This window comes from Maribacter zhoushanensis (genome assembly GCF_029350975.1).
Lineage (GTDB): Bacteria > Bacteroidota > Bacteroidia > Flavobacteriales > Flavobacteriaceae > Maribacter > Maribacter zhoushanensis.
Map to the genome: position 1 here is coordinate 253,793 of NZ_JARKMR010000003.1, position 19,284 is coordinate 273,076.

Here is a 19,284-nt window from a genome sequence, read left to right on the forward strand (position 1 = left end):
TTCTTCTAAGATAGAAAGTTTATACTAACGTTTTAAGCTAAAGTGACCCTTAAATTGCTCCGAATCAGCCTCAATAAGGTACCAATAATCATCTTCTGGCAATCGTTCACCTTGAAAAGTGCCATCCCAAGATGTGGAATTTGTATTTCCGAATTTTAAGAGCTTCCCGTAGCGGTCAAAAATTGAAATCGTAACAGTGCTAAACACCTCTAATCCGTCAGGTTGAAACAAATCATTGATAGTATCTCCGTTAGGTGTGAAGAATTTTTGAATGACCAAATGATAAAACTCTTCGGTTACCACACCGCAATCTGTATTATCTCGTACGTAAATAGTATATAATCCTCCGTCAGCAGTCTCAAAAACATTACTGGGTTGAAACGTAATTCCGTCTAAAGAATATTCAAAATTTCCATTGTTTGAAGTTGAAACTACTATTGATGGTCCGTCAGATCTAATAGTATCAATTCGTGGTAAATCTATCTGTTCAACCGTAAAGCTTCTTGTAGCTGAGCATCCATTTGTGTTGGTGACGATAACATCGTATTCACCAGGTTGGGTAACATCTATAAGTTGCGTTGTTGCGCCGGTAGACCATTGGTAGGTGACATTTTCCACATCGGCATCTAAGGTGATAAAAGAATCTTCACATAGAAAAACACTAGCGTCGTCAGGTATTATCGGTAATGGATTAACGATTAAGCTGACTGCTGTTCTTGTGGTAGATGCACATTCAATTTCTGTTGCATTAGCTTCGGCATAATAAGTACCTGCATCGTCAACTTCTAATCTACGATCATTCGATAAGACTAAATTTCCACCAATAGGGGCGTCATACCAATTTATGGAGTATGCCGATGGGGTGTTCATTGATAAAATTCCTACTTCACCTTCGCAAATTTCAACATCTCCATTACTGGTTGGAGCAGGCGGAATGGGTAATACGGTAATATCGAATACATCGGAAACTACATTACATAAATCATTATTTACATTAACAATATCCTCTGCTATTTTTGTTCTAAAGTAAGTAGTTGTGGTAACTGAAGGTGTGTTTAGAATAGCACTGTTTTCACCGGGTATATCTGTCCATGTTTGTTGATCCGTGCTCTGTTGCCATTGGTACGCATGAGAACTAAAAACAGAAGAATCTGGTGTTGCGGTAAGCGTTCTTGATACTCCGCCTTGGTCTTCACAAACAACCAAGCTAGCTTCATTAGCAGCGGTAGAAATGGTGACATTGTCGCCGCAAGAACGAAATAGGATATCGTCTATGGCCAAATCGTTTCCGCAACCTCCATTACTGTTGTTTCTCATTTTGAGTATGACCGATGTTTGTCCTGGTTCGGTTTTAAAAACCAAGGCATATTGTTCCCATACGGTAGTACCTGTTCCTGGTATACTGCCCGTATCACCCTGGGCAAGCATATTGGTGTCTGTTCCATCCCAAATTTGAAAGCGTACATTTACAGGTATACTATTGCCTTCACAGCTACCTGCAGGCTGTAAGTTTATTAACCATGATGAAAATTCATAAGTGGTATTCTCACATAGGCCACTTACCTCTCTTTGATAGAACTGCCCGGCTGTAAAGCTGGCGTTTACAATAAATGCTTTTCCGTTAGTATCCCCTGGTGTATGGTCTTGTAGTGATAGCCAATCAAAATAGTTTGTGGTGCTAGATATGGTATAATCGCCATCATTGGGTGTGCCCGTAGTAAATTGATATGAAGTGGTACCGGCTGATAGCGCCGGTCCGTCGGTGGTGCCAGACCCAAAATCTTCAATAAAAATGGGGTCACCGGAATTTCCACCGCAAAATCCAAGTTGTGCCTGCAGTGTAGCTATGCTACAGCAGGTGAATACTATGGAGAGTAAAAAAAGTTTGGGGCACCTCATAATCTAAGGTTAAAGATATACTTTTTAAAAAGATAGATAGTTATAGTTTAGCTTTGATCATGTTACGGTGCTAAGAATGGTATTTTTACGATAATGAGAACTTAACCCTATTGTATGTTAAATGTATTGGATTTAAAAATATCCAGACCCGGACTTTGGTTTCCTACTATCTGGATTTATTTAGTTCCTTTTGCCAATCAGGTTGATTACTGGCAGTCTTTTAATTTTTGGCTCGGACTATTTTTTGTCACCTTTCCCTTAAACTATTTGGTCTACGGTCTAAATGATTTTAATGATGTTAGTGCAGATGCGGTAAATGATAGAAAAGGAAATTTTCTGTTTGGTGCAAAGGCTTCAAAGTTGCAACTTAAAGGTGTGCTAACTAAAATTACCATACTCACAACGGTATTTGTAATTGCGTTCACCTTTATATCCGGATTTAAAATGTTCTTACTGTTATTGTTTATGGTAGTCGTAAACATTCTCTATAATTTTAAGCCGTTTAGAATAAAAGAGCGACCACCGTTTGAAATTCTAATTCAGGTAGGTTATGTAGTAACCGTATTCTTCTCAACGGAGCTTAATAACCTAGAAACGCTACCATGGCAGACATTGGTGTATTTATCATTGTTTGCTTTTCAGGCACATATTGCTGGCGAAATAATGGATATAGAGCCAGATTTGGCTTCTGGAAAAAGAACCACCGCAACCTTGGTTGGGCGTAAAAACTCAAAATTGTTGATGCTTTTGATTTTGGTGTGCGAATCTGTTTTGGTTTGGTACTGGTTTCAAGACATCGTTTTAGCTTCTTTTCTTGGTCTTTTCTCAGCGTTTATGGTGTTAGATATTTTTGTAATTTTTAAAGGTAGGGCGTATACGCTGCCACAGATGAAATTGTTTGGTTACCTAATTAACATATCGGCATTGGCTTCAATGCTTTGGGTGCTGTATAGCGGTAAATTGATAATGGCTTAGGTCTATAGTTATCAATTGGTTTAAACTTTTCCCTTTAGCAGAATAAACCTATTTTTGCGACTTACAGAAAAGAAGTAAATATCATGCAATACAATTTCAACGAAATTGAAGCCAAATGGCAAAAATACTGGGCAGAAAATCAAACATTTAAAGCGGAGAACGATTCTGAAAAAGAAAAGTTCTATGTGCTGGATATGTTTCCTTATCCTTCTGGTGCGGGGCTCCATGTTGGGCATCCTTTAGGGTATATTGCCAGTGATATTTATGCGCGCTACAAAAGGCATAAAGGTTTTAATGTATTGCACCCACAAGGGTATGATTCTTTTGGTTTGCCTGCAGAGCAATATGCTATACAAACAGGTCAACATCCCGCAGTTACTACCGCAGCTAACGTAAAAACCTACCGTAGACAATTAGATCAACTAGGTTTCTCTTTTGATTGGAGCAGAGAGGTGCGTACTTCTAGTCCTGAATATTATAAATGGACACAATGGATATTTATTCAGATTTTCAATTCTTGGTACAATAAAGATTCTGATAAGGCAGAAGATATAGAAACTTTGATTTCTAAATTTTCTTCGGATGGAAATGCTAATGTAAACGCCGTTTGTGACGATGATATCATATCGTTTTCCGCAGATGATTGGAATGCTTTTTCTGATGTTAAAAAACAAGAAATATTATTACAATATAGATTAACGTACTTGGCGGATACTGAAGTAAACTGGTGTCCGGCGTTAGGTACGGTATTGGCTAATGACGAAATAGTAAACGGAGTGTCAGAACGTGGTGGTCACCCGGTTGTTCGTAAAAAAATGACCCAGTGGAGTATGCGTATTTCTGCATATGCACAACGTTTATTAGATGGTTTGGCAAAAATAGATTGGCCACAGCCATTAAAAGATTCACAAACGAATTGGATAGGTCGTTCACAAGGAGCTTCGGCGGTATTTAATGTAAAGGGGCATGATGAAAAAATAGAAGTATTTACGACAAGGCCTGATACTATCTTTGGAGTGTCGTTTATGACCTTGGCGCCAGAGCATGAATTAGTAAGTGAAATTACTACCGCAGAGCAGAAAGCTGAGGTAGAAGCATATATTGAGGCAACAGCAAAACGTAGTGAGCGTGATCGTATGGCAGATGTAAAAACCATTTCTGGTGCATTTACAGGCGCTTATGCAGAGCACCCTTTTACAAAAGAACCTATTCCAATTTGGATCGGTGATTATGTGTTGGCGGGTTATGGTACAGGTGCTGTAATGTCCGTGCCATGTGGTGATCAGCGCGATTATGATTTTGCAAAACATTTTGATATAGATATCCCTAACATATTTGAAGGTGTGGATATTTCTGAAGAAGCTTTTGCTGACAAGGAAAAAACGGTTATTGCCAATTCTGATTTCTTGAACGGATTACCGTATAAGAAAGCTATGAAATTAGCAATCTATGAACTGGAGAAAATAGGACACGGAGAAGGTAAAATAAATTACCGTTTACGCGATGCTGTTTTTAGTCGCCAAAGATATTGGGGAGAACCTTTCCCGGTGTATTATGTAGACGGTATGCCGCAAATGTTGGATAAAAAATTCTTGCCTTTAGAATTGCCAGAGGTTGATAAATATTTACCTACGGAAACCGGTGAACCACCATTGGGTAATGCAAAAGAATGGCATTGGTTGCAATATGGCGATGAAGGCAAAGTGGTATCTGAAGAAGAGTTTAATAATTCCTCCCCTTCGGGGAGGCTAGGTGGGGCTCTTGAATTGAACACCATGCCAGGTTGGGCAGGTAGTTCACAGTACTTTAATAGGTACATGGATCCACATAATAATGAAGAGATATTTTCTAAAGATGCTATTGATTACTGGCAAGATGTAGATTTATATATAGGTGGTAGCGAGCACGCAACAGGTCACTTATTGTATTCTCGTTTCTGGCAAAAATTCATGTTTGATAAAGGTTTGGTGCCTAAAGATGAGTTTGCTAAAAAACTTATTAATCAAGGAATGATTACTGGGACTAGTGCTTTTGTTTATAAAGTGCTATGGGAAATAACTCAAGCTGATGAACATTATAGTAAAGATGAAATTGTAAAGTTTCATTCCGAGTTGATAAATAATAATCAAATTTTTATTTCTAAAAGTGTTAGAAATAAACTTGTTCATTCTGAGAATCCTGATGATTTTAAGGAGTTAATTGATGAGGTAAAAGGGATACTGAATAAGTTAGAAGAGGTTGCGCAAAAGAGGTTTCCTAAAACTGAAATAATACGTGTCGAATTGGATTTGGGTAAAAATTTCGCAATACCTATTCATGTTGATGTATCTATGGTTAATGGTTCTGATGAATTAGACGTCGAATCTTTTAAAAAATGGAGAAGTGAATATAAAAATGCTATTTTGATTGGTGAGACAGGTAGAATTATTCAAGAAAAGAATGACAAATACATTGTAGGTCGCGAAGTCGAAAAAATGTCCAAATCCAAATACAACGTAGTAAATCCAGATGCTATTTGTGAAGAATATGGTGCAGACAGTCTGCGTTTGTATGAAATGTTCTTAGGTCCGTTAGAGCAATCTAAACCTTGGAATACGGCAGGTATTACGGGAGCACATGGTTTCTTAAAGAAATTGTGGAAATTGTACACGCCATTTTTAGATGAAACCGCGATCGCTGAGCGTAGCCGAAGTGGAGAAGAACCATCTAAAGAATCTTGGAAAACATTGCATAAGACTATTAAAAAAGTAGAAGAGGATATTGAAAACTTCAGTTTTAATACATCGGTATCTACTTTCATGATCTGTGTAAATGAACTTTCAGCTCAAAAATGTGTCAGCAGAAAAGTGTTGGAGCCATTGGCAATATTGGTATCGCCATATGCGCCACATATTGCGGAAGAGTTGTGGAGCAAATTGGGTCATTCAGATTCTATTGCAACGGCACCTTTTCCAAAATTTGAAGAAAAGTATATCAAAGAAAGTGATAAAGAATATCCTATTTCCTTTAACGGTAAAATGAAATTTACCATGCAGTTGTCCTTAGATTTAAGTAAAGATGAAATAGAGGCTGCGGTCATGGCACATGAAAAAACCCAACAACAATTGGCAGGGCGTACTCCTAAAAAGGTGATTGTAGTACCTGGTAAAATTGTAAATATTGTTGGTTAACTCTTAAATAGTATAACTGGAAAAGAGGCAATGAGAATTGCCTCTTTTTTTTGCATTAATTATTTATCAAGGTTATGGTTAAATTGAGGGGTATAATTTAAAAATTAATATAAAAATGAAATATACCCCCTAAAAAATTAGGGTATGTTTGTGATAAAATGATAATTATAACACAATACCCCTGTGTTTTGTCGAATTAATGTTTGATATGTTATTAATTAGTTTCAATTTTGCAATGTAACATTAAATGATAAATCATGATTGTTGGTATTCCAAAAGAAATTAAGAACAATGAAAGCAGGGTAGGTATGACACCGGCCGGAGTTTTCGAATTGGTAAAGAACAACCACAAAGTATATGTACAATCAGGTGCTGGTGAAGGAAGTGGTTTTTTTAATCAAGATTATCAACAGGCAGGTGCTGTAATACTAGATACTATTGGTCAAGTATATGCTATGAGCGAAATGATCGTAAAAGTAAAAGAGCCTATTGCAGAAGAGTATAATTTAATACAGGAAGGTCAAATACTATTTACATATTTCCATTTTGCGTCAAGTGAGGCATTGACCAAGGCAATGATCAAGCAAAAAGCGGTTTGCATAGCATATGAAACGGTAGAGGATGAAGAAGGAACATTGCCACTTTTAACGCCAATGTCAGAAGTTGCCGGTAGAATGGCCATACAACAAGGTGCTAAATATTTAGAAAAACCTGTAAAAGGCCGTGGAGTGTTATTAGGTGGTGTGCCAGGTGTGGCCCCGGGCAAAGTTTTGGTGTTAGGTGCCGGTGTTGTGGGTATACAAGCTGCTAAAATGGCAGCAGGTTTAGGGGCTCATGTAACTATATTAGATGTGAATATGAAGCGTTTGCGTTATGCAAACGATGTAATGCCACCACATGTAGTAACTGAATTTTCAAATGAGTTTAATATTAGAAGACTTATAAAAACACATGATCTTATTATTGGTGGTGTTTTATTAAAAGGAGCTAAAGCTCCAAATTTGATTACAAGAGACATGTTGAAAGAAATGAGACCTGGAACTGTAATTGTCGATGTTGCTGTGGATCAAGGCGGATGTGTAGAAACTACCAAGCCTACCACACATGAAGATCCTATTTATATTATTGATGACGTGGTTCATTATTCGGTAGCAAATATGCCGGGTGCTGTACCTTATACGTCAACTATGGCTTTAACGAATGTAACGTTGCCCTATGCGTTAAAGCTTGCTAATTTGGGTTGGGAAGAAGCATGTGAAAAAGATGCACCTTTAAAGAAAGGATTAAATATAGTAGAAGGAAATGTAGTGTATCAAGAAATTATTGAAGCCTTTGGTTGGGAAGAGATAGTTGCTTAATCTGTACATTTTGTCAATAAAATATGCCTCGCCATATCCGAAAGGAATTTGGCGGGGTTTTTGCTTTTATAACAATAGATTCTTAAAAAAGTGGGAATCTTTAGTATATTTAATCGATTTAAAAATTGAAACATTATGATGGGATATTATATATTGATCGGAGCAATTGCTTTGGTCAGCTGGTTAGTGAGCAGTAAATTAAAAAGTAAATTCAAGCATTACTCTAAAGTACATTTGCAAAATGGAATGAGTGGTGCGGAGATTGCGGAAAAAATGTTGGCCGATCATGGTATTAGAGATGTAAAAGTAGTTTCTACACCAGGTATGCTTACCGATCATTACAACCCTGCTAACAAAACTGTAAATTTAAGTGAAGGGGTGTATAATCAACGAAATGCAGCTGCAGCAGCAGTTTCTGCACATGAGGTTGGGCACGCCGTACAACACGCGCAAGCTTACCAATGGTTAGGTATGCGTTCAAAATTGGTACCTATAGTTAGTGTAACATCTAGCATGTCTATGTGGGTCGTATTTGGTGGTTTGGCATTAGGTGCCGCTGCCGGAGTTGGTTTTGGTTATTGGGTAGCCGTTGCCGGTCTGGTAATGATGGGTATGGCAACTTTGTTCAGTTTTGTAACGCTGCCAGTAGAATATGATGCTAGTAATAGAGCATTGGCATGGTTGAAGAATAAAAATATAGTTACACCAGAAGAATATAAAGGTTCTGAGGATGCATTAAAATGGGCTGCACGTACCTATTTGGTAGCTGCAATTGGTTCATTGGCAACTTTAGTGTACTGGGGACTTCAAGTTTTTGGTGGTAGAGATTAAGTTTAAGCTAATATTGAATAAAAAAAACCTTCCCAATTTGGGAAGGTTTTTTTTATATACTTATTTGTCTGTCAATTTGTTGGGCTAAAGAAATAAAAGTTTCTGTTCTTGAAACCCCTTCTATGGCTTGTATTTCTTTATTTAATACCTGCATTAAATGTTCATTATCTCTACATAGCACTTTAATTAGAATAGACCAATTGCCTGTAGTGTAGTGGCATTCCAAAACTTCGGGTATTTTTTCAAGCTGCTTCACGGCCATGGGGTTGCTCATTGCCTTGTCAAGATAAATACCGATGTATGCCATAGTGGTATACCCCAAAGATTTAGGGTTGACAATGAACTTGGAACCAGACAATAATCCTGATGCTTCTAGTTTTCTTAAACGTTGATGAATGGCAGCACCGGAAATTCCAATACTTCTTGCAATTTCAAGTACTGGTTTACGGGCATCTTCCATTAAAAATCGTAAGATTTTTTTATCGATTCCGTCAATTTTAGCCAAAGAAGTAGGTGTTTTCATGTTTTCTCAAATCAATTACCCCGGTCTAAGTGTCTGAGGTATGCTTATAAATATATATGTCATTTTAAGGCAAGCCTTGAGTAATTAAACCCTCAATGAGGAATTAAAACATAAATGTACTTATTTGGTTTCAATCTGTTAGTTAAAATATACTAGTTGACTACAGAATTAGGATTGTATCCTAAGTACGGTATATCGTATTCCTTGAAGTTGACTCCGTAATCTTCAAGTTCTTTCAATATAGGTTCGTACACTTCTTTTGTAGTAGGTATTTGTACCCCAGGCGTAGTAATTTCTTTATTCAGTATTTTTAAAGCCGCCATAGCAACGGGTAGCCCTACTGTTTTTGCCATAGCTGTAAAGGTTTGGTTTTCCCCTGTAACAACTAGTTTAGAATCTATTTGTTTTTTTTCACCATTCAGTTCATATCCAAATTTATGGTACATAACGATCATATCTTTCTCGTCTGCTTTTAGCGTCCAGCTGTCTTCAAGAATTTTCTGAAGTGCTTGGGCGGGTGTGGCATTTGAGATACCGATGAATTTATTTTGGTCAAAAATGTTCAATTCTAGTAATTTATCCCAACGGATATCGTCTTGATCTAATTTTAGGTAATGTCTAAGTTTTAGTTCAACAGAATCTGTTGGTGAATAAGGTAGAAATAGATTTATAAATTCGCGATAACTCATATTTTCTGAGTTTTCTATTGAATAAGAATCATCTGTAGCCCCTAATTGTATAAACATGTTCCAGGCTTTGGAAAACCCTACGCGGCGCATGGTGCCTCTATAAATGGTCAATGCATCCTGTAATTTGTATGCTTCACGATAATTCAAGGAATCGCGATTGGCATATCCTTCAAAACGGCCATATTCTTCAATTTCAAAAAATTCTGTACGCCTAAACAAACGGTGATAAGGTATGTACTTATATGTGCCCTCTTGTATGAATTTGGCTGTGCCGCCTTGCCCGGCAAGAACTACGTTTCTTGGGTTCCAAGTGAATTTGTAGTTCCAGAGGTTGTTGTCATGTTCAGGAGCAACAAGACCACCGCAGAAAGATTCGAACAATATTATTTTTCCACCTTTATCACGTATGCGATCAATCACTTGCATGGCACTCATGTGGTCTACTCCGGGATCTAAGCCTATTTCGTTCATAAAAACTAGTCCCGCTTCTATTACCTTTTCATCAAGTTCAAGTAACTCTGAGCTAACGTACGATGCCGTAACCAAATGCTTTTTAAGGCGAACACAATCTTTGGCAACCTTAATATGAAAACGGGCAGGGAGCATTGAAATTACGATATCGGTATTTTCTATTGCTTTTTGTCTTGCGGCATCATCAAAAATATCAAGAGCTATTACAGTGCAATGCGCATGTTCGGCAATGGAAGATGGAATACCAGCCGGATTGATATCGCCAATAGTGATTTCTAATTTTTCGGCTTTCGCTTTTTTTAATAAATAATCTAATAAATAGGAGGTTGATTTACCTGCGCCTATAACAAGAATTTTTCGCATCATACGATTTCAGTATTTTTGATTGGTAACGATTTACTAAGGTATCAAATTGTTACATTTATAAAAAAACTTATCGTAAAAGTTATGGAAAAAACAATTTTAGCTACTGCATGTCTTCTTGGAATGTTAGCTGTGGTGTTCGGTGCCTTTGGAGCACATGGTTTAAAAAATTTAGTTGATGCGCAATCTGTAGCCACTTTTGAGACAGGTGTACGCTACCAAATGTACCATGCCTTTTTCTTGTTTGCGCTTGGGTTATTGCCTCTTGAGTACGTAAAATCTAAGAAAACTATTTATATATGTACGGTAGTTGGTGTTGTGCTATTTTCATTTTCCATTTATCTGCTATCATTAAATTCATTGGTAGCTTTTGACTTTAAAATGTTCGGTATAGTCACTCCGATCGGTGGTTTGTTCTTAATAGGAGCTTGGGCAATTATGGGTTATGGAATAATAAAATCAAAATTTATAAAATAGCGGTCTAATAAATCAATTGAGCGTATAAATAGCGTATTTTCAACGCATCAATGGCATTTTCATGACTAAAACAAAATTTTTAGGACTAGTCTTGGGTCCTCTTTCATTTGTAATCATTCTTTTATTTTTTCATCCGGACGGACTTTCAGAACAAGCAAATGCTGTTTTGGCTTCTACGATATGGATTGCAATTTGGTGGATTACCGAAGCAATACCCATTGCAGTAACGGCATTATTGCCATTAGTGTTATTTCCGCTTTCTGGCGGATTGGATTTATCATCTACCTCTGGATCTTTTGGTCATAAATATGTATTTCTCTATATGGGTGGTTTCATTATTGCCATCGCCATAGAAAAATGGAACCTGCACAGAAGAATAGCCTTAAATATTATCAACCTAATAGGTTCAGATGTTAGAAAGATTATTCTTGGTTTTATGATGGCGACCGCATTTCTTTCTATGTGGATTTCCAATACGGCAACTTCTGTTATGATGTTGCCAATAGGTTTGGCGATCATAAAGCAATTACAGGATAATCCGGATACTGTGGAAGATGAAAACCAAACTTTTGGTAAGGCATTAATGTTGGCAATAGCTTATAGCGCATCTATAGGTGGCGTGGCAACATTGATAGGTACGCCGCCAAATTTAGTTTTGGCAGGTGTGGTTTTAGATACTTATGGTTATGAAATTACCTTTATACAATGGTTTGCCTTTGGTTTGCCCATATCTATTATTCTAATTTTTATTTGTTGGAAATATTTGACCAAGTACGCCTTTACTTTTAAGCAGAAATCTTTTCCGGGTGGTAAACAAGAAATTAAACGTCTTTTGACCAACCTTGGCAAAATTTCATATGAAGAGAAAGTAGTGGCATTTGTATTTGCGTTAACCGCATTTTGTTGGATCACACGTTCATTTCTATTGCAAAAGATATTACCTGGCTTAGATGATACTATCATTGCTATATTTTTTGCTATTGTATTGTTCTTGATTCCGTCAAAGAAAAAAGGAGAGCAACTTATTAATTGGGAGGAAGCCGTTAAAATGCCATGGGGAATCATTCTTTTATTTGGTGGTGGTATGGCTTTGGCGAAAGGTTTTGAGGTTAGTGGGCTGGCGGTATGGATCGGCGGTCAAATGACATCGCTGTCTGGATTGCCAATAATTATTTTAATTTTAGTGCTGATAGCAGCGGTAAATTTTCTTACTGAAATTACATCTAACCTTGCAACTACGGCAATGTTACTACCAGTATTGGCACCAATGGCGTTGACTATAGATGTGCACCCATTTGTTTTGATGGTTGGTGCTGCGGTTGCTGCATCATGTGCTTTTATGCTGCCGGTTGCTACGCCGCCAAATGCCGTAGTCTTTGGTTCAGGATACCTAAGAATACCAGATATGGTGGGTAAGGGCTTCTTTATGAATATTATTTCTATTATTATATTAACCTTTTTTGTATATTTTGTACTCCCAGAGTTATGGGATATTACTATAAATAGTTTCCCCCAGAAATTTAAATAGATGAAGCTATTACTTATTCCGGATAAATTTGATGGTTCCTTAACAAGTGAATCATTTGCTAATGCCTTTGTTGATGGTATGAAGAAATCGGGCGTGCCTTTTACCTCCCGATTTATTAAAGCAACGGATGGTGGAGAGGGCTTTTTGAAAGTGATTGGAAAATATAAGCCCTGTATTTCGGTGGAGGTAATTAGTGAGAATCCGCTAAGAGAACCCATTAGGTCCTATTATTTATACAGCCAAGAAGATAATTCGGCATATATAGAATTAGCAAATGCTTCTGGTCTTGAATTATTGCCTTATGATGAGCGTAATCCCATGTTGACCACTACATATGGTACGGGTATTGAAATTAAAGATGCTGTTGAAAAAGGTGTAAAGCATATTTATGTAGGGCTAGGTGCAAGTGCTACAAACGATGGTGGTATTGGTATTGCAAATGCTTTAGGTTATATTTTTTTAAATGAAAAAGGAGAGGTGTTGCCGCCGCTTGGCTCAAGTCTACAATTAATTAGGTCTATTGATGATTCACATGTGTCTGAAAAAGTAAAGCAGGTGAAATTTTATACGGTTCATGATGTAATCAATCCGCTATTCGGTAAAAATGGAGCAGCTTATGTATATGCTAAGTATAAGGGAGCTACAGATGAGGTCATTGCGGAGCTGAATAAAGGTTTGATACGATTGAACAAGGTAGTTTCAGATAAATATAATGTGTACTATAATGATGTACCGGGTGCTGGTGCCGGAGGTGGAGCTGCTTTTGGCTTAAAAACCTTTTTAAATGCAGAGTTCTTAGGTGCTATGGATTTTATTTTGAAATTATCTGGTTTACGGGAAATATTGGATGAGGAGAGTTTTGATTATATTATTACCGGTGAGGGTAAAATTGATGAGCAAAATCTAAATAGTAAATTATTACAAGGTGTAATAGCTTTGGGTAAGGAATATGAAATTCCTGTCATTGCCATTTGCGGAACGTTAGAAATCTCTAAAAAAGATTTAAAAAAGATAGGTGTTTTTGATGTATTCGATATTAAGGATGAGCATAAAGATCTTGAGCATAATATGAAGCACGCAGCCCTGCTTTTAACTACAAAAACGGCTGAATATTTCTCTAAAATGTAAAAATTGGCTATCAAAAAAATGGCTCTTTTTTTATTTATTTCTTAAAATTTTAAGCCCTAAATAACAATAATGTATTTAAAATGCGTTATCTCCTTATAATGTGTATTAAAAGGAATAAAGTGTCTGCGAATATTTTTTGTTTATGGCGATTCTTTAATTGAATTCGTATTTCGACGAGAAATGGCGCTAATTGAGCATTGAAAATCAGTGGTTCAGCTTTTATTTTTTTAGTTTTACACGAACAAATTTTCTAAAGCATGAAAAGCTCAATGACAAATGCGAATACCATATCCCTAGAAAACTACGGGATTACACACGCCAATTTTCATTATCAGGAAACACCGGAAAATCTCCAAAAAGCCACTCTAGAAATGGATATGGGAGTTGAAACTAGCAATGGAACACTTGCTGTCAATACTGGTGAATTTACAGGTAGATCCCCCAAAGATAGGTTTATCGTAAAAGATGATATAACCAAAGATAAAATTTGGTGGGGAGATATAAATATTCCATTTGAAAAGGAAAAGTTTGATGCCTTATATACTAAGGTAATCAGTTATTTAAACGAGAAAGAACTTTTTGTTAGGGATAGTTATGCCTGTGCTGACGAAGATTATAAGTTGAATATTCGTGTGATCAATGAATATCCTTGGTCAAATATGTTTGCTTATAATATGTTTTTAAGACCTACGGAGAAAGAGTTAGAAGACTTTACGCCAGAATGGACCGTTATCAATGCGCCAGGTTTTATGGCCGATGCAGCGGTAGATGGTACAAGACAGCATAATTTTGCAATCTTAAACTTTACGGATAAAATTGCATTAATAGGCGGTACAGGATATACGGGAGAAATCAAAAAAGGTATTTTTTCTGCATTGAACTTTATTTTACCAGTTTACAAGGAAACCTTGCCAATGCACTGTTCATCTAACGTTAGTAAAGATGGCGATACTGCAATCTTTTTTGGATTATCTGGAACAGGAAAAACAACCTTGTCAACAGACCCAAATAGAAAATTAATCGGTGATGATGAGCATGGCTGGACGAGTAGGAATACCGTTTTCAATTTTGAAGGAGGTTGTTATGCCAAGGTGATAAATTTATCTGAAGAGCAAGAACCTGAAATTTATGGAGCTATAAAACCAGGTGCAATACTTGAAAATGTAGTTTTAGATGATAAAGGCAATGTTGATTTTGCAGATACTTCTATAACCCAAAATACAAGAGTTAGTTACCCAATTCATCATATAGATAATATTCAACAACCATCTATTGGTAAGAATGTCAAAAATATTTTCTTTTTAACGGCAGATGCTTTTGGTGTGCTGCCTCCAATTTCTAAGCTTACACCTAGTCAGGCTGCATATCACTTTATATCTGGTTATACGGCTAAAGTAGCAGGTACAGAAGCAGGTGTTGTAGAACCTGTACCATCATTTTCAGCTTGTTTTGGTGCGCCATTTATGCCATTGCATCCAACAAAGTATGCTGAAATGTTGAGCAAGAAAATGAAAGAATCTGGTGTAGATGTTTGGCTTGTGAATACAGGGTGGACAGGCGGACCTTATGGCATTGGAACGCGAATGAAGCTAAAGTATACTAGAGCAATGATCTCAGCAGCTCTTAATGGAGATTTAGGTTTGTATTCTTATGATAAATACCATATTCATTCTGTTTTCGGTGTTGCACAGCCAAGGGAGTGTCCTGGTGTACCAACTTCGGTACTTAGTCCTAGAGCCACTTGGAACGACGATGAGAAATATTATAACACTGCATTTAAGTTAACAAATGCCTTCAGGGAAAATTTCAAGAAATTTGAAAGTTATGCCAGTGAAGAAATAAGAAGAGGCGGACCGCAACGGTACGCATTTTAAGACAATAAAAAAGCCTTGCATTGCAAGGCTTTTTTTATATCGTTATTGTGCGTTTTATTTGTTTACGCTTATAATATATTTCTGTAACGCCATAGTCATAGAAGGCGTTTCTGGTGTTGGTGCTTTAATGTCTATACGTAAACCGGCATCTGTTGCTGCGTCTACTGTAGAGTTTCCAAATACTGCAATTCTAGTGTCCTTTTGATCAAAATCTGGAAAATTTTGCAATAAAGATTCAATTCCTGATGGACTAAAAAATACCAAAATGTCATAATATACATTACGAAGATCGGAAAGATCACTAATTACGGTTTTGTAAAAAATAGCTCTTTTCCAATTAATACTTAAAGAATCTAAAGTATCGGGAACATCTTGTTTAAGCACATCTGAAGAAGGAAGTAAGAATTTTTCGTCTTTGTATTTCTTGATCAATGGTACTAAATCTGTAAATAATCTTTTACCTACGTATATTTTACGTTTTCTGTAAACGACGTATTTTTGAAGGTAATAGGCTACCGCTTCTGATTGGCAGAAGTACTTCATAGAATCTGGAACTTTAAATCGCATTTCGTCTGCAATTCTAAAGAAATGATCTACTGCATTTCTACTTGTTAAGATAATAGCAGTAAAATCATTCAAATCTATTTTTTGCTGTCGCACAGTTTTTGCGTCAACTCCTTCTACATGAATGAACGGTCTAAAATCAACCTTTACTTTCTCTTTGTCGATCAACTTGGAATAGGGGGAGTTTTCCATTTTTGGTTCCGGTTGAGAGACCAAAATCGTTTTTACTTTCATATGTTGCGCTATTTTAGAAAGCTTCCCATAATAACTAAGGGTGCAATTTCGAGTGCGCAAAGGTACAAAATAAAATAGAAAAAATAGGTGCTTATGAATTTTTGATAATTCCTGAGTACTGTTATCCAACCAATTATATTAATAGCGGCAAAGAGAATTAGTGCAATAGTTATCACAATTTCTGAGTCTATAAAAACATATGCTAAAAATATATTGGCAATAAATAAAACGATACCTGCGTAATTTAAATATGTTAGTTTCTTAAAAATCAACTCATTAAAGGTGTTATAAGAGTTGAATATGAAACCATTTACTAACTGAGACATTGTTTTCGCAGTTATAAATAAGAAAACACCTGCAAGAAGTAAGGGAAAAATATATGGGTTTTTTGCTTCGGTAGGATTTAGGTATGCTCTCCAAATAAAAAAAAGAAATAACGTTGTATTTATGATTTGAAACACACTCATTAGAAAGTGAAACCAATTAAATAGCTTTTCTTTTTTAGTGTACATGGTTATGTACTTGTTGTTAAAAGGTAAGATTACAAAGTTTAAAAACCTAGGGTAATAGATGCTTTTGGCGATTAGTGGAAATAACAAACTAACCACAAGTGTTATGGTAATCCAATCGGTTTGCTCAAAAGTTCTTGAAATAGGTTCCATTAGTTTATACGAATTGCTTTTCCGTTTAAACCATATAATAGGTCGTTTTCAGAAATTACTACTCTAAAGTAACCAATGTTTTCCTTTTTTGTCTTTGGGAGCTTAAATATAAAATGAGTAGTGTCTTGTTGTTTTAAGAACGTAGTTCCAGAATGGATTGGTTCTGGTGTCATCCGCAGCGTTTCTTGTGGAATTTTGTAGTTGTCCATATAACTTACTGCAAATTTCAATTTTTTAAGATCAATAGCTTTAATGTAAGGATTGTAGACCTCAAGTTCAATTTGTTCCTCAGTATTTAAGGTCACAGGTGTATCTTCAATAATACAATCTAATTTTCGATACGATTGAAAATTAGAAATATACTTGCCTTTATAAAGACCGCCATCTTCTCTTGTGTAGGTAAAAGTTGGGTTGTTTAAATATTTAGACACATATGCTACGTCTTTACCACGAACTTGCTCTTCAGAATCATTAATTGAGTATTGGTTTTTACGATACATGAAGTTGTTTAGGGAAAAGGTAGGCGTAGCATCAGTATAAAAAGAATACATTGGTGCATTTCTATACGAGTTTTCAAAAACCACTGGTATATTCCCTACTTCTTCCTGAATAGCTTCTGCCCATTCTTTGTTACCGTGACTTTCATAATAAAAATTAAAAAGTAACGGTTGATAAACAAGTCCCATTCTTAAATAAATAATTAGAACCGTGTTAATGAGTCCTAATCTAAAAATCCAAGTTAAAGCCTGCTTGTTTTGTAGCATGTAGTTAAAAGCGATAATTACTAGAGGTATGCAAACAATAATAATCCACTGTGTTTGTACCCTTCTATTAAAGCTTGAAACGAAAAAGAAAATCAATACTCCATATGTGAGATAGATAAGCGCTTTGTTGAACAAGTCGTTTCCTTTCGTTTTAAATAAAGCTTTGTATATAAACGGAAAAGTCAATCCAAAAATGGCAACCAAATTCACCAAGAACCCTAATGTGTATTTTTCAAACTTATATGCGCCGTTAGGACGTTCATATAAATGATATTTTATAGATACAAAGTCATTTTCGTATAGCCAATAAAAATGCGGCGAATAACAGCATAATGCAATTATTACTGCAAGCCAAGCATATTTGTTGGTAATAAGTTTAAGGTTAGATAGTAATACAAAAAATATAACAAGCACGGCATGGTACTTACTGTACATTAATGCAGCCATAATTATACCTAAAAGAACAGCTAAACTTGCGGTCGGTTTTTTTATGAAATGCTTGTAGGTAAGCAAAAAGCAACTTGTAAAAAATAGCAATGGGGTATCTGGCAATGTGAAAAAACCATAGGCATTTAGCAAGGTCATTGAGAAAACCAATACAAAAAAATGTTTGATATAGTCGTTCTTCTTGGGGTTGTCTATCATTAACCAAAGAAGCATAATATTAATGGCAGATAGTATGCAGCTCATAAACCGTACGCCTAATTCACCATTAAAAAAAAAGCTGCTGATTTTCACTAAAAGAGCCACCATAGGCGGGTGGTCAAAATAGCCCCACGCCATGTTTTGACTGTAATACCAGTAATAGGCTTCATCAAAAATGAGTTGCGTAAAACTAGATTGAATAAGATTTAAAATGAATATGACAGCTAAAAAATAATAAAACTGCTTTGGTATTTTAGTCAACATTTGCATAGGTTACTAAATGGCAAAATTACAAATTTAAGGGGAGCTAACTATTTTAAAAATTTCATAAAGATATTGTTGCCCATTTTAAACGATTATTAAAACCTTACTTTTGTCAAAACACCTATAAATAACATATGTCTAGTAGTATCGTAATCATACCTACGTATAACGAAATTGAGAATGTAGAGGCTATAATTCGTGCGGTATTTGATTTGCAGAAAGAATTTCATGTACTCATCGTAGATGATAATTCGCCAGACAAAACAGGGGACTGCGTTCGTGGACTTCAAGAAGAGTTCAAGGATAAATTATTTTTAGAAACTAGATTAGAAAAATCAGGATTAGGTACAGCTTATATTCATGGTTTTAAATGGGCCATAGCCAAAGCGTACGACTATATTTTTGAAATGGACGCTGATTTTTCACATACGCCGTCAGATTTATTACGACTGTTGAAAGCTTGTGAAAATGGTGCTGATTTAGCTGTAGGTTCAAGGTATAAAAAAGGGGTAAACGTTGTAAATTGGCCATTACATAGGGTATTATTGTCTTATGGGGCTTCTATTTATGTAAAGCTAATTACCGGTATGCGCGTAGATGATCCTACTGCAGGTTTTGTGTGTTATAAAAGAAAAGTGTTAGAAGCTGTAAATTTAGATTCTGTTCGTTTTGTAGGTTATGCATTTCAGATAGAAATGAAGTTTAGGGCACACTTAAAGCATTTTAAAATAGAAGAAGTTTCTATTATTTTTAGAGATCGAGTATTAGGAAAATCTAAAATGAGTTCATCAATTATAAGTGAGGCTATTTGGGGCGTATTTGTTATGAAAATGAGAAGTCTATTTTTAAAAAATAAGTTTTAGTT

The 19,284-nt window shown here is 36.0% G+C and carries 15 protein-coding genes; 9 read left to right on the forward strand and 6 right to left on the reverse strand.

The window, feature by feature from the left end:
• Positions 1 to 24 precede the first annotated feature (24 nt).
• On the reverse strand, positions 25 to 1,899 hold the full coding sequence (locus tag PXD56_RS11595) for a T9SS type B sorting domain-containing protein (protein WP_276493509.1): 1,875 nt from the start codon (positions 1,897 to 1,899) through the stop codon (positions 25 to 27).
• A 114-nt stretch (positions 1,900 to 2,013) separates the two neighbouring features.
• On the opposite strand from PXD56_RS11595, the gene PXD56_RS11600 reads away from it, so the two are divergent.
• From PXD56_RS11600 to PXD56_RS11615, 4 genes are all read left to right on the forward strand, one after another.
• Complete coding sequence (locus PXD56_RS11600; RefSeq protein ID WP_276493510.1) at positions 2,014 to 2,874, forward strand: UbiA family prenyltransferase; 861 nt, start codon at positions 2,014 to 2,016, stop codon at positions 2,872 to 2,874.
• Between the two features lie 83 nt (positions 2,875 to 2,957).
• The gene (locus PXD56_RS11605) at positions 2,958 to 6,044 is read left to right on the forward strand and encodes a leucine--tRNA ligase (protein WP_276493511.1); all 3,087 of its coding nucleotides are present in this window, start codon (positions 2,958 to 2,960) and stop codon (positions 6,042 to 6,044) included.
• Between the two features lie 257 nt (positions 6,045 to 6,301).
• Positions 6,302 to 7,402, forward strand: a complete 1,101-nt coding sequence (ald, locus tag PXD56_RS11610) for an alanine dehydrogenase (protein WP_276493512.1) — start codon at positions 6,302 to 6,304, stop codon at positions 7,400 to 7,402.
• 135 nt (positions 7,403 to 7,537) lie between these two features.
• Positions 7,538 to 8,233, forward strand: a complete 696-nt coding sequence (locus tag PXD56_RS11615) for a zinc metallopeptidase (RefSeq protein ID WP_276493513.1) — start codon at positions 7,538 to 7,540, stop codon at positions 8,231 to 8,233.
• Between the two features lie 52 nt (positions 8,234 to 8,285).
• Here PXD56_RS11615 and PXD56_RS11620 read toward each other — a convergent pair whose 3' ends face one another.
• Complete coding sequence (locus tag PXD56_RS11620; protein WP_027065872.1) at positions 8,286 to 8,756, reverse strand: Lrp/AsnC ligand binding domain-containing protein; 471 nt, start codon at positions 8,754 to 8,756, stop codon at positions 8,286 to 8,288.
• Positions 8,757 to 8,908: 152 nt separating this feature from the next.
• Positions 8,909 to 10,282: a saccharopine dehydrogenase family protein gene (locus tag PXD56_RS11625; RefSeq protein ID WP_276493514.1), complete on the reverse strand. Its 1,374-nt coding sequence runs from the start codon at positions 10,280 to 10,282 to the stop codon at positions 8,909 to 8,911.
• A gap of 81 nt (positions 10,283 to 10,363) precedes the next feature.
• Between PXD56_RS11625 and PXD56_RS11630 the strand changes: the two genes are divergently transcribed.
• The 4 genes from PXD56_RS11630 (at position 10,364) to pckA (ending at position 15,286) form a co-directional block, all read left to right on the forward strand.
• Positions 10,364 to 10,756 (forward strand): DUF423 domain-containing protein, encoded by a 393-nt coding sequence (locus PXD56_RS11630; RefSeq protein WP_276493515.1) that lies wholly within the window; start codon positions 10,364 to 10,366, stop codon positions 10,754 to 10,756.
• A gap of 61 nt (positions 10,757 to 10,817) precedes the next feature.
• Entirely contained in the window at positions 10,818 to 12,284 is a 1,467-nt protein-coding gene (locus PXD56_RS11635; protein ID WP_276493516.1) for an SLC13 family permease, read from the forward strand.
• Positions 12,285 to 13,412, forward strand: coding sequence for a glycerate kinase family protein (locus PXD56_RS11640; RefSeq protein ID WP_276493517.1), 1,128 nt, complete (start codon positions 12,285 to 12,287; stop codon positions 13,410 to 13,412).
• A 257-nt stretch (positions 13,413 to 13,669) separates the two neighbouring features.
• Positions 13,670 to 15,286, forward strand: a complete 1,617-nt coding sequence (gene pckA / locus PXD56_RS11645) for a phosphoenolpyruvate carboxykinase (ATP) (protein ID WP_276493518.1) — start codon at positions 13,670 to 13,672, stop codon at positions 15,284 to 15,286.
• Between the two features lie 54 nt (positions 15,287 to 15,340).
• Here the strand turns inward: pckA and PXD56_RS11650 are convergent, their stop codons facing one another.
• Genes PXD56_RS11650 through PXD56_RS11660 form a run of 3 tightly spaced genes read right to left on the reverse strand, consistent with a single transcriptional unit; the run spans position 15,341 to position 18,419 of the window.
• On the reverse strand, positions 15,341 to 16,084 hold the full coding sequence (locus PXD56_RS11650) for a uroporphyrinogen-III synthase (protein WP_276493519.1): 744 nt from the start codon (positions 16,082 to 16,084) through the stop codon (positions 15,341 to 15,343).
• Between the two features lie 8 nt (positions 16,085 to 16,092).
• Entirely contained in the window at positions 16,093 to 16,746 is a 654-nt protein-coding gene (locus PXD56_RS11655) for a DUF4271 domain-containing protein (protein WP_276493520.1), read from the reverse strand.
• Positions 16,746 to 18,419, reverse strand: coding sequence for an ArnT family glycosyltransferase (locus PXD56_RS11660; RefSeq protein WP_276493521.1), 1,674 nt, complete (start codon positions 18,417 to 18,419; stop codon positions 16,746 to 16,748). Before PXD56_RS11660 ends, PXD56_RS11655 begins: the two co-directional genes overlap by 1 nt.
• Positions 18,420 to 18,553: 134 nt before the next feature.
• Here PXD56_RS11660 and PXD56_RS11665 point away from each other — a divergent pair, with 134 nt between their 5' ends.
• The gene (locus PXD56_RS11665) at positions 18,554 to 19,282 is read left to right on the forward strand and encodes a polyprenol monophosphomannose synthase (RefSeq protein WP_276493522.1); all 729 of its coding nucleotides are present in this window, start codon (positions 18,554 to 18,556) and stop codon (positions 19,280 to 19,282) included.
• The last annotated feature ends 2 nt before the right edge of the window (positions 19,283 to 19,284 follow it).